This window comes from Rhodococcus sp. 105337 (assembly GCF_012844225.1).
Taxonomy (GTDB): Bacteria; Actinomycetota; Actinomycetes; order Mycobacteriales; family Mycobacteriaceae; genus Rhodococcus.
The window spans coordinates 243,683-257,842 of the sequence record NZ_JABAGQ010000006.1 but is presented as its reverse complement, the minus strand read 5'-3'; the positions used below and the strand labels follow the sequence as shown (position 1 = coordinate 257,842).

General features: G+C 67.8%; 12 protein-coding genes. 6 read left to right on the top strand and 6 right to left on the bottom strand.

Annotated features, from left to right (window positions below; all coding sequences use genetic code 11):
- Positions 1-185 precede the first annotated feature (185 nt).
- The 5 genes from HF886_RS12600 to proB all read left to right on the top strand — a co-directional run bounded on the left by HF886_RS12600 (position 186) and on the right by proB (position 7,246).
- On the top strand, positions 186-3,653 hold the full coding sequence (locus tag HF886_RS12600) for a translation initiation factor IF-2 N-terminal domain-containing protein (protein ID WP_169652450.1): 3,468 nt from the start codon (positions 186-188) through the stop codon (positions 3,651-3,653).
- Positions 3,654-3,888: 235 nt separating this feature from the next.
- Positions 3,889-4,200 (top strand): 50S ribosomal protein L21, encoded by a 312-nt coding sequence (gene rplU / locus HF886_RS12595; RefSeq protein WP_072698676.1) that lies wholly within the window; start codon positions 3,889-3,891, stop codon positions 4,198-4,200.
- A gap of 37 nt (positions 4,201-4,237) precedes the next feature.
- Positions 4,238-4,501: a 50S ribosomal protein L27 gene (rpmA, locus tag HF886_RS12590; RefSeq protein WP_169620503.1), complete on the top strand. Its 264-nt coding sequence runs from the start codon at positions 4,238-4,240 to the stop codon at positions 4,499-4,501.
- A 169-nt stretch (positions 4,502-4,670) separates the two neighbouring features.
- Positions 4,671-6,128 (top strand): GTPase ObgE, encoded by a 1,458-nt coding sequence (gene obgE, locus HF886_RS12585; RefSeq protein WP_169652449.1) that lies wholly within the window; start codon positions 4,671-4,673, stop codon positions 6,126-6,128.
- Positions 6,129-6,145: 17 nt separating this feature from the next.
- Entirely contained in the window at positions 6,146-7,246 is a 1,101-nt protein-coding gene (gene proB / locus HF886_RS12580) for a glutamate 5-kinase (protein WP_169652448.1), read from the top strand.
- Between the two features lie 3 nt (positions 7,247-7,249).
- Here proB and HF886_RS12575 read toward each other — a convergent pair whose 3' ends face one another.
- A complete protein-coding gene (locus tag HF886_RS12575) occupies positions 7,250-8,101 on the bottom strand; it encodes an NAD-dependent protein deacetylase (protein ID WP_169620506.1) in 852 nt (283 codons plus the stop codon).
- A gap of 5 nt (positions 8,102-8,106) precedes the next feature.
- The gene (locus HF886_RS12570) at positions 8,107-9,645 is read right to left on the bottom strand and encodes an ATP-dependent DNA ligase (protein WP_169652447.1); all 1,539 of its coding nucleotides are present in this window, start codon (positions 9,643-9,645) and stop codon (positions 8,107-8,109) included.
- A gap of 129 nt (positions 9,646-9,774) precedes the next feature.
- Between HF886_RS12570 and ligD the strand changes: the two genes are divergently transcribed.
- Complete coding sequence (gene ligD / locus HF886_RS12565; RefSeq protein WP_169620508.1) at positions 9,775-10,737, top strand: non-homologous end-joining DNA ligase; 963 nt, start codon at positions 9,775-9,777, stop codon at positions 10,735-10,737.
- Between the two features lie 18 nt (positions 10,738-10,755).
- Here the strand turns inward: ligD and HF886_RS12560 are convergent, their stop codons facing one another.
- From HF886_RS12560 to ectA, 4 genes are all read right to left on the bottom strand, one after another.
- Positions 10,756-11,691 (bottom strand): D-isomer specific 2-hydroxyacid dehydrogenase family protein, encoded by a 936-nt coding sequence (locus HF886_RS12560; RefSeq protein WP_169652446.1) that lies wholly within the window; start codon positions 11,689-11,691, stop codon positions 10,756-10,758.
- A 73-nt stretch (positions 11,692-11,764) separates the two neighbouring features.
- A complete protein-coding gene (locus tag HF886_RS12555) occupies positions 11,765-12,163 on the bottom strand; it encodes an ectoine synthase (protein ID WP_169620510.1) in 399 nt (132 codons plus the stop codon).
- A 57-nt stretch (positions 12,164-12,220) separates the two neighbouring features.
- Positions 12,221-13,504 carry a diaminobutyrate--2-oxoglutarate transaminase gene (gene ectB / locus HF886_RS12550; RefSeq protein ID WP_169620511.1) on the bottom strand — a complete coding sequence of 428 codons (1,284 nt, stop codon included), beginning with the start codon at positions 13,502-13,504 and terminating at the stop codon, positions 12,221-12,223.
- 61 nt (positions 13,505-13,565) lie between these two features.
- A complete protein-coding gene (gene ectA, locus HF886_RS12545) occupies positions 13,566-14,084 on the bottom strand; it encodes a diaminobutyrate acetyltransferase (RefSeq protein WP_169652445.1) in 519 nt (172 codons plus the stop codon).
- Positions 14,085-14,160: the final 76 nt, after the last annotated feature.

Sequence of the window (14,160 nt, the reverse complement as noted above, 5' to 3'; positions counted from 1 at the left end):
CGCTCGAACCGCGATCAAGCCAGGCATCGCTCGGCCGTGCAGTGATAACGGGCACCGGACGGCCGTGTGATGCGAGACCGGATGATCTCGCGCCCCCAGGCGCGGGCATACAAGCAGCGCCCTCGCGTGGCCGCTCACATCGCACGAGTCGGTGATGGACGCGCCCGGGGGCTTAGGAGACTTACGTGGCCGATCAAGAGCCGCCGGAGAACAATTCCATCGAATCCGCGGACGTCGTCGCCGACGGCACCGAGGTACCGAACCTGCCCGCGAAAATTCGCGTGCACGCGCTCGCCAAGATGCTGGGACTCACCAGCAAGCAGGTGATCGCAAAGGCCACCGAACTCGGGACTGCGCTCAGCAGTGCGCACGCCACGCTGCACCGCGACGCCGCCCGAGAGGTGTACGCCGCACTGAGCGGCGCTTCCGAGCCGGTCGCTCCTGACGGACGCACCGAGGCTCAGGCACCTGAGGCCCAGGCACCTGAGGCCCAGGCACCCGAGGATCCGGCCGCCGAGGCGCCGGGCGACACGACGCTCGCGCACATCGAAGAGCCGGTGCTCTCCCCGGAGCCGAAGGTCGCGGACAAGGACGAGCCCGTCCAGGAGACGTCGATCGGTGGACCCACCGGTCTGTTCACATCCCCGGAACAGCACACCCCGTTGTTCGCGCCGCCGGAGCCGGTAGCCGACACGGTCGCCGCACCGCTGTTCCTGCAACCGGTCGCGCCCGCGCCTGCGGACGAGGACGCCGACGACGAACCGGTTCGTCCGCGCCGCCGCCGCGCCCGCCGAGGCGCAGCGGCGAAGGACATCGACGAGCAGACCGTCGAGAAGAACGCAGAGAAGACCGCAGAGAAGACTTCCGGGAAAGCATCCGAGACCACGTCCGACAAGGTCGCCGGAGCCGAGGCGCCGGCCGAGCAGGTCGACGAGGCGCCCGCCCGCGATACGGGCTCCGACGGCGGCCGGGCCCAGGGCCCGGACGATGACGATCAGGACGAGCATCCCCGTCGCCGCCGCCGTGGACGTCGTGGCCGTGGCCGTGGACGCGGTGACAGCGGCGAGAACGATCAGCACGACGACACCTCCTCCGAACACGAGGAGAAGAGCGGCAAGGACGACGACCGGACCGAGACCGGCCCCGCGGCCGACTCGGGCGACGACCGGCACGGCAAGCCGGCTGCCGCCGACGAGGAACCGTCGGACCAGACCAAGACGGACCAGACCAAGACGGACCAGAGCAAGTCGGACCACGCCGACTCGGACGACGACTCCGAGGACGACGAGCACAGCGACGGCACGTCGCGTCGCCGTCGCCGCCGTCGTCGCCGCCGCGGATCGGCCGATTCCGACACCGACACGTCGGGCGACGACGATGCAGTTCCCACCGTCGTGCACGAGCGGGAGCCGCGGCCCAAGGCGCGCGTCAAGGACGAGGTGCAGGGCATCAGCGGCTCGACGCGCCTCGAAGCCAAGCGACAGCGTCGCCGGGACGGTCGGGAAGCCGGCCGTCGCCGTCCCCCGATCCTCACCGAGTCGGAGTTCCTGGCACGCCGTGAGTCCGTGGACCGGGTCATGGTGGTCCGCGAGCGCACCTCCGGTGCCCATGCGGGAATGACGCAGGTCGCCGTGCTCGAAGACGGCATCCTCGTCGAGCACTTCGTCACGACCTCCGGGTCGGCGTCGATGGTCGGCAACATCTACCTCGGTCGCGTGCAGAACGTGCTGCCGTCCATGGAAGCCGCCTTCATCGACATCGGACGCGGCCGCAACGGCGTGCTCTACGCCGGTGAGGTCAACTGGGAGGCTGCCGGCCTGGGAGGAAACTCCCGCAAGATCGAGCAGGCGCTCAAGCCGGGCGACATGGTGGTGGTCCAGGTCAGCAAGGACCCCGTCGGCCACAAGGGCGCGCGTCTGACCACCCAGATCAGCCTGGCCGGCCGATTCCTCGTCTACGTCCCGGGTGGATCGTCGACCGGGATCAGCCGGAAGCTGCCGGACACCGAGCGCAAGCGCCTCAAGGACATCCTGCGGGAGATCGTTCCGGCAGAAGCCGGGGTCATCATCCGCACCGCCGCCGAAGGCGTCAGCGAGGACGAACTGGCGCACGACGTGACCCGTCTGCAGTCGCAGTGGGACACGATCAGCGCCCAGGCCGACAAGGTGCAGGCCGAGGCCTCCGGGCAGCCGAAGGCGCTGTACGAGGAGCCCGACCTTCTTGTGAAGGTCGTCCGCGACCTGTTCAACGAGGACTTCTCGAAGCTGGTCATCGAGGGCGCCAACGCCTGGAACACGGTCGAGTCCTACATCCGCACGGTCGCACCCGACCTGCTGCCGCGCGTGGAGCGGTACCGCTCCAACAACTCGGTGGACGTGTTCGGTGCTCACCGCATCGACGAACAGCTGGCGAAGGCGCTCGACCGCAAGGTGTGGTTGCCCTCGGGCGGCACGCTCGTGATCGACCGCACCGAAGCAATGACCGTCGTCGACGTCAACACGGGCAAGTTCACCGGTTCGGGCGGCAACCTCGAGGAAACCGTCACCCGCAACAACATCGAAGCGGCGGAAGAGATCGTCCGTCAGATGCGGCTGCGCGACATCGGCGGCATGATCGTGGTCGACTTCATCGACATGGTGCTCGAGTCCAACCGCGACCTGGTGCTGCGCCGTCTCACCGAAGCCCTCGGACGGGACCGCACCCGCCATCAGGTGTCGGAAGTCACCTCACTGGGCTTGGTGCAGATGACGCGCAAGCGTCTCGGTACCGGTTTGGTCGAGGCGTTCTCCACCACTTGTGAGCACTGCAACGGACGCGGCATCATCGTGCACTCGGAGCCGATCGAGTCCAAGCCGCACGAGGAGTCGACGCGTTCGCAGAGCGGCGGTTCGCGGCGCAAGCGGGGGCGCGACAAGAGTGCTCCGGAACCCGTCGCCGAGGTGGTCGTGGAAGAGACCGCGGCCCCGGCGCCCTCGCAGGAGGAGCTGGCCAGGCGCGCGGCTCATCCTGTGGCGCTCGCCATGGCCTCGCACCACCCGGAGCACAGCGATTCCGACTCCGCTGATGCTGCTGTGGCCGACTCCACCGACGCTCCTGTCGCCGAGTCCGCGCACGCGGGAGCAGAAGCTCCGGCGACGCAGGCACCGGTCGGCCAGGAGGGCGACCCGGTGAAGATCTCCGAGCCGTTGCGGGCAGCCGATCCCGGCCGGATCGCCGACGCCGCCCGGAGCGAATCCGGCACCGGAGAGGACGCGACTACGGTCACGACCCCTGCGGACGAGCCGGAGGAGGTCGCGGAGGAGATCGCTGCCGCCGAGGCTGCGGTCGCGAAGGCGGCTCCGAAGAGTGTTGAGGCGGAGAAGGTTTCCGCGCCGGAATCCGACTCGGAGCCCGCTCCCCGTCGTCGTCGCGCGCGCCGTGTGGCACGCCCGGCAGCACCTGCCGGGGACGCGGACGCCGCTGCGACGGTGTTCGTCCTGCCGGCCCCGGCCGCCGACTCGACGCCGGTGACGCCTCCGGCCACCACGCCGGTGTCGACGCCCGAGGACGCGCCTTCGAGCGCCGACGAACCTGCCGTCAAGGTGGTCCGCAGGACACGTTCACGGCGGGCTGCGGGACGCCCCGCGGGTCCGCCCGTAGACGCAGAAGCATGACGGGTCTCCCCGGACCGGCAGAGACCGGTCCGGGGAGCTCGGCCCGGTTTGACCCTGGCCGCCACTTTCCCGTAATCTTGTTCAGTCGCTACTCGGCGATACTGCCCAGCCGCGCCTGGACTCAGGATGGCGGCGGGACCGAGTAAGCACCATACCGAGTAAGCACCATACAGACCAGTCGCGACCGCAAGACTGTGGCGCGAGCACGTTCGAAGAAGCAAGGGGTAGCCGTCCGATGGCAACGTACGCGATCGTCAAGACCGGCGGTAAGCAGTACAAGGTCGCTGAAGGCGACCTCGTCAAGGTCGAGAAGATCGAGGGTGAGCCCGGCGCTGCTGTCTCGCTTGCTCCGGTCCTCGTCGTCGACGGATCCGAGCTGACCACCGACGCCGACAAGCTGGCGAAGGTATCGGTCACCGCCGAGATCGTCGAGCAAACCAAGGGCCCGAAGATCCACATCCACAAGTTCAAGAACAAGACCGGGTACCACAAGCGCCAGGGCCACCGTCAGAAGCTGACGGTCGTCAAGGTCACCGGCATCAAGTAACTCGAGCTTCGAGCTTCAACCCCCAGGAGGGTTCGTCATGGCACACAAGAAGGGTGCATCAAGCTCCCGTAACGGTCGCGATTCGAACGCCCAGCGCCTCGGCGTCAAGCGTTTCGGCGGCCAGTCCGTCAGCGCCGGTGAGATCCTCGTGCGTCAGCGCGGCACCCACTTCCACCCCGGTGTGAACGTGGGACGCGGCGGCGACGACACGCTGTTCGCCCTCGAAGCGGGTGCTGTCGAGTTCGGCACCAAGCGTGGACGCAAGACGGTCAACATCGTCCCGGTCGCGGCAGACGCCTGATCTGCCGTCCGAACAGGACACTGCGAGGGTTTCCTCGCGACATACTCCCAATAGGGGCGGGCCAGGGTCGCACACACCCTGTCCCGCCCTTGTTGGTTTTCCACACAGCACGTTTCGCCAGTACATATCGGGAAGCTTCGCCAGTTCTCGCACGGAAAGAGGTCCATCCATGTCCCGCTTCATCGACCGGGTTGTGCTGCACGTCAGCGCCGGTAAGGGTGGCAACGGTTGCGCCTCCGTCCATCGCGAGAAGTTCAAGCCCCTCGGCGGCCCCGACGGCGGCAACGGAGGAAACGGCGGTGACGTCGTCCTCGAGGTGGGCGGCAACGTCCACACGCTGCTCGACTTCCACTTCCACCAGCACGCGAAGGCAACCAACGGCACGCAGGGTGCCGGTGGCAACCGCAGCGGTGCCAACGGCAACGACCTGGTGCTCGAGGTCCCGGACGGAACCGTCGTGCTCGACACCGACGGCAACGTCCTCGCCGACCTCGTCGGCGTCGGCAGCCGGTTCATCGCTGCGCAGGGCGGCCGAGGCGGCCTCGGCAACGCGTCCCTCGCCTCCAAGGCGCGCAAGGCCCCCGGCTTCGCGCTGCTCGGCGAGGAGGGCGAAGAACGTGAACTCGTCCTGGAACTGAAATCCGTCGCGGATGTCGGTCTGGTCGGGTTCCCGTCGGCCGGCAAGTCGTCGCTCGTGTCCGTGCTGTCCGCGGCCAAACCCAAGATCGCCGACTACCCGTTCACCACGCTCGTTCCGAACCTCGGTGTGGTCCAGTCCGGCGACACCACCTTCACCGTCGCCGATGTGCCCGGACTGATCCCGGGTGCAAGCCAGGGCCGCGGTCTCGGCCTCGATTTCCTGCGGCACATCGAGCGCTGCGCGGTGCTCGCGCACGTCGTGGACTGCGCGACCATGGACCCGGGTCGCGACCCGATCTCCGACGTCGACGCCCTCGAAGCCGAACTCGCGGCATACCAGCCCGCGCTGTCCGGCGACAACAGCCTCGGTGACCTCGCGGACCGGCCCCGCATCGTCGTCCTCAACAAGGCGGATGTTCCCGACGCCGCCGAACTCGCCGAGTTCGTCCTGCCCGAGTTCGAGAAGCGCGGCTGGCCGGTGTTCACCGTGTCCGCGGTGACCCACGAAGGTCTGCGGCCCCTCACGTTCGCGCTGGCGAAGATGGTCGAGGAGTACCGCGAGGCGCATCCGCCCGCGGAGCCCACCCGTCCGGTGATCCGCCCGATCGCGCGCAACGAGACCGGCTTCACCGTCGTTCCCGATCCCGAAGTTCCCGGTGGATTCATCGTGCGCGGCGAGCGCCCGGAGCGCTGGGTCCGCCAGACGGCGTTCGACAACGACGAAGCCGTCGGCTACCTCGCCGACCGGCTGGCACGGCTCGGCGTCGAGGCCAAGCTGGTCAAGATGGGCGCGCAGCCCGGCGCCTCGGTCACCATCGGCGACGTCAGCTTCGACTGGGAGCCGCAGACCGCAGCCGGCGTCGACGTCGTGCGCACCGGCCGAGGCACCGACGCCCGCCTGGACCAGGTCGATCGCGTCGGCGCCGAAGAACGCCGCCATGCCAAGAAGGTCCGTCGGGGGCTCGCTTCCGACGACGACGACTTCTGATCTTTTCGAGGAGAGTTGTGAGCGACACGCGAGAGGTCATCTCCGACGCACGCAGCGTGGTGGTCAAGATCGGCTCGTCGGCGATCACCAGCCTGGTGGGCGGCCTCGATCGTGGCAGGCTCGACCGGCTCGCAGACGCGATCGAGTCGCGGATGCGGTCGGGTTCGAGCGTCGTGGTGGTGTCGTCCGGGGCTGTCGGCGCCGGACTCGCGCCGCTGGGACTCACCACGCGGCCCCGCGATCTGGCCACGAAGCAGGCGGCGGCCAGCGTCGGGCAACTCGCCCTCGCTCACGCGTGGGGCACCTCCTTCGCCCGGTACGACCGGACCGTCGGGCAGGTGCTGCTCACCGCGGACGACATCGCCCGCCGCACCCAGCACCGGAACGCCCAGCGCACCCTCGATCGTCTGCGCGCCCTCGGGGCCGTGCCGATCGTGAACGAGAACGACACCGTCGCGACGGCGGAACTGCGGTTCGGTGACAACGACCGGCTCGCGGCTCTCGTCGCGCATCTCGTCGGGGCGGACGCGCTGATCCTGCTGTCCGACGTCGACGGACTGTACGACGGTGATCCACGGAAGGGCGGGGCTCACTTCATTCCGGAAGTCACCAGTCCGGAAGACCTCGACGGTGTCGTCGCCGGGTCGGGCGGCGCACTCGGCACCGGGGGCATGGCCTCCAAGCTGTCCGCTGCGCGGCTCGCCGCGGACTCCGGTGTGCCGGTGCTGCTTGCCGCGGCGTCGGACGCCGCCCGGGCACTGACCACCGCGGACGTCGGGACGGCGTTCTCGGCGCGTCCCGATCGTCTGTCTGCCCGGCTGTTCTGGGTGCGGCACGCCGCCGATACCCACGGCGCGCTGCATCTCGACGAAGGAGCCGTCCGCGCGGTCGTCGATCGCCGCCGGTCGTTGCTGCCCGCCGGAATCACCGGTAGCAGTGGCAATTTCCACGCCGGCGATGTTGTTGCCCTCATCGCTCCGGACGGCCGCACCGTGGCCCGCGGAGTGGTTGCCTACGACGTGGCCGAACTCGACTTCATGATCGGTTTCTCCACCCGTAACCTGCCCGCCGATCTGCATCGTCCCGTGGTGCACGCAGACGATCTGGTGCGAATCTAACTGTTACGCAGTCGGTGTCGGCTCGGCGACGCGGGATGTCAACGCCGCGAGCGATTCCGACGTTCCTGCCTCGATCTTGAGTGCGGCGAGAGAGTCACCGCGCGTCGGTCCCCGGTTGATGATCGCCACCGGAATGTCGCGTGCCACGGCGTGCCGCACGAACCGCAACCCGGACTGCACGGTCAGCGAACTCCCGGCGACGACGAGTGCGTCGGCCTCGTCTATCACCCGGAAGGCGTCGTCCACACGCGGCCGGGGCACGATCTCACCGAAGTACACGATGTCCGGTTTCAGCATCCCGCCACATCGTTCGCAGTCGACCACGACGAAGCCGTCGGTATCGGCCACGACCGCGTCCGCGTCGGGCGCCACTTCGAGTCCCGTGATCGCGCGGGCGCGTTCGGCAAACCCCGGGTTGGCGCCGGTGAGGCGTTCGTGGAGGGTGAATCGGGAGATCCGATGCTGACAGGCCAGGCAGCGAACCTGCGCGTACGTGCCGTGCAGATCGATGACGCGGCGACTGCCCGCCTTGGTGTGCAGGAGATCGACATTCTGGGTGATCACGCCGGTGACGCACCCGGCGTGCTCGAGCGCGGCCAGGGCGCGATGACCGACGTTGGGGCGGGCAGCGTCCATATGCCTCCAGCCCACGTGGTTGCGTGCCCAGTAGCGGCGCCGGAACACCGGGTCTCCGACGAACTGCTGGATCGTCATCGGGTTACGCGGCGGAGAATCCGGTCCGCGGTAGTCCGGAATGCCGGAGTCGGTGGAGACGCCGGCGCCGGTGAGCACGGCGACCCGCTTGCCGTCCACCAGGGACCACAGGGAGTCGAGGGAAGGTCGAACGTCGATCACCCCTTCTACGGTAGGCCGTCGTTGCCGACCGGCGAGCGGGGGAGCAGTGCGCGCACCGCGTCGATCGTGTCCGCCTCTGCCGGTGATTTGTCCGGGCGGTAGCGCAGTACCCGCGCGAATCTGAGCGCCACCCCGCCCGGATAGCGCGTGCTGACCTGGGCACCGTCGAGTTCGATCTCCACTACCAGGCGCGGTTCGAGATAGACGGTGTGCTCGTCCCGGTGCGACTCGTGTAGCGGGAATTCGGCTGTCTGCCACCGCAGCAACTCGTCGGTGAGGCCCTTGAACGTCTTTCCCACCATGATCGGCGGGCCGCCGTCGGGATCGCGCGCGCCCAGATGCAGGTTCGACAGATATCCGGTCCGGCGCCCATAACCCCACTCGGCGGCCAGCACCACCAGATCGAGTGTGTGCTCGGGTTTGACCTTCTGCCACGCGCGTCCGCGCCGACCCGCGTTGTAGGGGGACGTGAGGGATTTCACCATGACGCCTTCGTGCCCGTGATCGAGCGACGCCGCGAGGTGCGCCTGTGCACGCTCCGGGCCGGGCGCCGTCACCGCAGGTATCCGGTGTCGCGCGGCCACACGGTCGAGGGCGGCCAGTCGTTCGGACAGGGGAGCGTCGAGGAGGTCGTCTCCGTCGAGGTGCAGGCAGTCGAAGAAGTACGGATGCAGCAGCAGTTCGCGCTCGCTGCGTGCGCCGAATCGGCTCATGGTCTCCTGGAAGGGGCGGGGACGGCCGGAATCGGTCAAGGCGAGCGTCTCCCCGTCGAGCACCACACTGGTGCACGGCAGGCCGGCGACGAGGTCGACCAGTTCCGGTACGGACCCGGTGATGTCGCGCAACGTACGCGTGAAGATCCGTACCTCGTCTCCCGCACGATGAACCTGGATGCGTGCGCCGTCGAGTTTGTACTCCACACTCACCTCGCCGCCGAGTTCGGTGAGCGCGGAGGTGAGGGACTCGGCCGGCGAGGCAAGCATGGGCCGTACCGGCCGGCCCACCTCGATCCGGAACGCGGCCAGGGCGTCGAGCCCGCCCTCGAAGGCCGCCGCTGCCGTGCCGCTGAGCCGTCCGGAGAGCATGAAGGCGCGCCGCACCGCGTCGAGGGGAAGGTCTGCTGCCGCGGCCACGGCATCGGTCATCACCCCTTCGAGCGCCCCTTGACGTAGATCGCCGCCGAGCAGACGAACGAGGAAATGCTGTTCGCCGGCGGTTGCGCGTGAGAACAATTCGTCGAGCTGTGCTCGACGTGTCGCAGCAGAACCCGGGCCCGACGTCGTCGCGAGGGAGTCGAGGATCGAGGCCACCTCGGAGACCTCGAGCGTCGCCGTGCCGGCCGGCGACAGATCGAGGCCCGCGAGCGTGCGGAAACCGACTCCGATCCGTCCCTGGGCCAGATCCCCGGACAGCCACGACACCACCGATTCGACTTCGGCCGGATCGGCGCGCACGAGCAATGCGCGCAACGCCTCGGTCTTCGCGCGCCGTGAGCGGGTCCCCGCCACCGCGTCCGATGTCTCCACCACGCTCTCGAGCAACACAGCTCGACGGTAACGCGCGGCAGGGAGCACGGCACCGGAAAGTGCTGCGGTGTGGTGTCCGGCGCGCGAGGATGGGTGCACGCCGGCGGGCCGCACGCGGTGGCCCGTGGGTACACGAGGAGGGACCGCATGGGGAAGGACTCGTCGGAAGCCGTCGAACTCGAAGCCGACGGCCGTACGGTTCGGCTGTCGCATCCCGAGCGTGTGTACTTCCCCGAAGTCGGTGTCACCAAGCTCGACATCGCGAACTATTACCTGGCCGTGGGCGACGGCATCGTCCGCGCCTTGCGGGAACGGCCGTGCATGCTGCACCGGTTTCCGTCCGGCATCGAGGGGGAGAAGGTGCACCAGAAGCGGCTTCCCCATGGCGCGCCGGACTGGGTCGACACCGTCCGGGTCCACTTTCCGCGCTACAACCGCGACGCGGACGAGTTGTGCGTCACCCGCGTCGCCGACGTCGTGTGGGCCGTCCAGATGTCCACGGTCGAGTTCCATCCCTGGAACTCGCGCCGCGCCGACGTCGAACGTCCCGACGAGTGGCGCATCGACCTGGACCCGATGCCCGACTGCGGATTCGATCGCGTGGTGCGCGTGGCCGGAGTGGTACAGGAAGTCCTCGCCGAACTGGGCGCGGTCGGCTGGCCGAAGACGTCGGGTGGCCGGGGACTGCACGTCTACGTCCGGATCGAGCCCCGATGGGGGTTCGACGACGTACGCCGGGCCGCATGGGCATTCGCGCGGGAAGTCGAACGACGAGCGCCCCGGGATGTGACGACCACCTGGTGGCGTAAGGACCGCGACCAGTCGGCCGTGTTCGTCGACTACAACCAGAACGCGCGCGACCACACCCTCGCGAGCGCGTACTCGATTCGCGGGGTGGCCGACGCCCGTGTCTCGACGCCGGTCCGCTGGGAGGAAGTGCCCGATGTCGACCCGCGGGAATTCACGGTCGCGACCGTCCCGGACCGGTTCGCGAAATACGGGGACCTGCACGCGGGGATCGACGACGCCGTCTTCTCGCTCGACGCTCTTCTCGAATGGGCCGACCGGGACGAGGCGGAGAACGGGGATATCGGTCGCGCCGGTTCGTGACCCCGCACCGAGGCGCGCTCAGTACCCGGCGCTCGGGTCGATCACAGCGACGGGATCGAGCCCGGACGCGAACCGGGTGATGTTCTCCGTGACGTGCTCGAGGTAGGCAGGGATGCGTACCGCCGGGGGGTTGGAGTCGTGGGGTGTGATCATCGCATTCGGCATCGACCAGAGGGGGTGACCGTCGGGGAGAGGTTCCGGGTCGGTGACGTCCAGACCCACTCCCGCGATGGTGCCCTGTCGTAGCGCCTCCACCAGTGCCTCGGTATCGATGAGGCGTCCCCGGGCAACGTTGATCACCCACGCGGTGGGTTTCATGGCGGCAAGTTCCGGGGCGCCGACGAGTTGTTCGGTCTCGGTGGTCGAGGGTGCGGCGACGACGAAATGGTCTGCGAGGTGCCAGATCTCGTCGATCCTCTCGACGGGGTAGGTTTCGACAGCGCCGGGTACGGGACGGCCGCTGCGGGTCACGGCCAGGGCGCGTGCGCCCAGTGCCGCGAGCATGGGGATCAGTGCCCGGCCGATGCCACCGGCGCCGATGATGCCGATGGTGGATCCTCGCAACGTCCCGAGGGTGGGAAAGAAGGCCTCGGGCTCCCAGGAGGTTGCCTCGAGGTGGGCCGGCAGTGCCCGCACCCCGGCGAGCAGCAGCATGAGCGCGTGCTCGGCAACGGTCGCCGAGTACGCACCCGCGGCGGAGGTCCACATCACTTGCGGATGAGCCCGGACGATTCCTTCGGACAGCCAGCGCTCGACCCCGGCCGCCGGAAGCTGAACCCAGCGCACGGACCGGGGGAGCGACTCGGGAAACGAGTCGGGTCCGCCGGTCCAGACCAGCGCGTCGGGCGCGTCGTCGAGGTCGCACACCACCCCACCGCCACTGGTGACGGCTCGGACGAAGCGCTCGTCCGGCGCCGGACCGACAGCAATGCGGGGCGAGCGCTCGAAAGTCATGATTCGACTCTAAGCGCCCGCCCCGCAATTGGTCACGTGCTCGCGTCGCGCGTGGCGACCACCCGGGTGGGTATCAGGCAGGTTCTTCGACGAGCGGGTAGACACCGTTCTCGTCGTGGACCTCGCGACCCGTCACCGGAGGATTGAACACGCACATCATCCGCATCGTCGTGCGCGGCAGGACGCGGTGGCGTTCGTGGCCGTTGAGCAGGTACATCGAACCCGGACCCAGCTCGTACTCCACGTCGTTGTCCAGGTCCTGGAGGGTGCCCTCGCCTTCCACCAGCCACACCGCCTCGATGTGGTTCGCGTAGTGGAACTCGTTGACGGTGCCCGCCTTGATGGTCGTCTCGTGGAACGAGAAACCGACCTTGTCGCCGGCGAGCACGATCCGCTTGCTGGTCCAGTTGCCGTCTTCGGACGTGACGTCGCGATCGGTACCGGTGATCTCTTCAGTCGTACGAACGATCATGGGTGTCGAAAATCCTTAGGGGTGAGGGTTTCTCGGGAAAGGGGGAGCGGACTTCGCTCAGGCCTGCACCTTCGCGGTGGCCTCGGCGAGGATATTGAGTCCGAACTCCAGCTCGTCGTCACTGATGGTCAGCGGCGGAAGGAGCTTGACCACCTCGTCGGACGGCCCCGAGGTCTCCGCGAGAAGACCCTCCTCGAAGGCGAGCTCGCAGACCTTCTGTGCGTTCTCGTGCTTCTCGAACACCAGTCCCTGGACGAGACCGCGACCGCGCGTCGAGACGCCGTCGAACATGTCGGACAGGTTCATGAACGTCTGCCGGATGCGCTCGCCCTTGCGCAGCGTTTCGCGCTCGAGCTTGTCGTCGGCCCAGTAGTGCTCGAGGGCGGCGGTAGCGGTGACGAACGCCGGATTGTTCCCACGGAAGGTGCCGTTGTGCTCGCCCGGACCCCAGACGTCGAGTTCGCGCTTGAACAGCGTCAGCGCCAACGGCAGACCGTAGCCACCGATCGACTTCGACAGCGTGACGATGTCGGGGGTGATCCCGGCGACCTCGAAGGAGAAGAACGGGCCGGTGCGGCCGCATCCCATCTGCACGTCGTCGACGATCAGCAGGATGTCGCGTTCCTGGCACAGATCCGCCAGCGCGCGAAGCCATTCGGGGCGCGCGATATTGACGCCGCCTTCACCCTGAACGGTCTCGACGATGACCGCGGCGGGGCGGTTGAGGCCGCTGCCGGCGTCGTCGAGCACGCGGGAGAACCACTGGAAGTCCTCGGTGACTCCGTTGAAGTAGTTGTCGAACGGCATCGGGGTCGCGTGCACCAGCGGGACGCCGGCACCCGCGCGCTTCATGGAGTTGCCCGTGACCGACAGAGCGCCGAGCGTCATACCGTGGAAGGCGTTGGTGAAGTTGATGACCGACTCGCGCCCGGTGACCTTGCGGGCAAGCTTGAGTGCGGCCTCGACCGAGTTCGTGCCGGTAGGACCGGGGAACTGGACCTTGTAATCGAGCCCGCGGGGCTTGAGCACGAGCTGTTCGAACGTCTCGAGAAGGCGCCGCTTCGCGACGGTGTTCATGTCGAGGCCGTGGGTGATGCCGTCGCTCATGATGTAGTCCACGAGCGCGGACTTGAGGATCGGGTTGTTGTGCCCGTAATTGAGGGCGCCGGCGCCCGCGAAGAAGTCGAGGTAGTCCTTGCCGCTCTCACTGCGGAGCCAGGATCCGGACGCTTTTTCGAATACGGTGGGCCAGCTGCGGCTGTAGCTGCGCACTTCCGACTCGAGATGCGTGAAGATATCCATGTCGCCCGTCGTGCCGGGCTTGTGTTCCAGGATGGTCATGTGGTGGTCCTCCTGCGATATTTAAGAAACTCGAAGTGATCGATACCCGAATCTCGGGTGATCACTCTCCGATCGTGTAAAGATCCTCAGCCAGATGAGAATCCGGAAAATCGTCGGGCGCGAACAAATCGCTCCGGGTGATATGGGTTCCGCGGCGGCGAGCCAATGCGGTGAACATCGCGATCGACGCTGCGTTGTCGGGACTCACCGTGGTCTCGAGGCGGGTGACGCCGAGGGGGGCGAGCCTGTCGAGCAGAGTGTCCAGCATGCGGCCTGCGACGCCACGACCGCGCTGGTCGGCGTCGACGGCGACCTGCCATACGAACAACGTCTGTGGCGACTCGGGTCGCAGGTATCCGGTCACGAAACCGACGGCGCGGTCGTGCTCGTCGGTGGCGACCACGGAATACTCGGCGAAATCACGGCACCACAACACATACGCGTAACCGGAATTGACATCGAGTACCTGGGAGTCGCGGGCGATCTGCCACAGCCGTTTTCCGTCGGCGATGCGCGGACTCCGGAAACTCAATTCAGCCGGCTCTACAGATGGGGTACTACTTTCCGTAACGGGCTTCATAAGTCCTCGTAACTTAACAAGATTTGATGTCGAATTCACCCGTTTCGCCTGGCTCGGGTGCTAAAGTCCGCGCTTC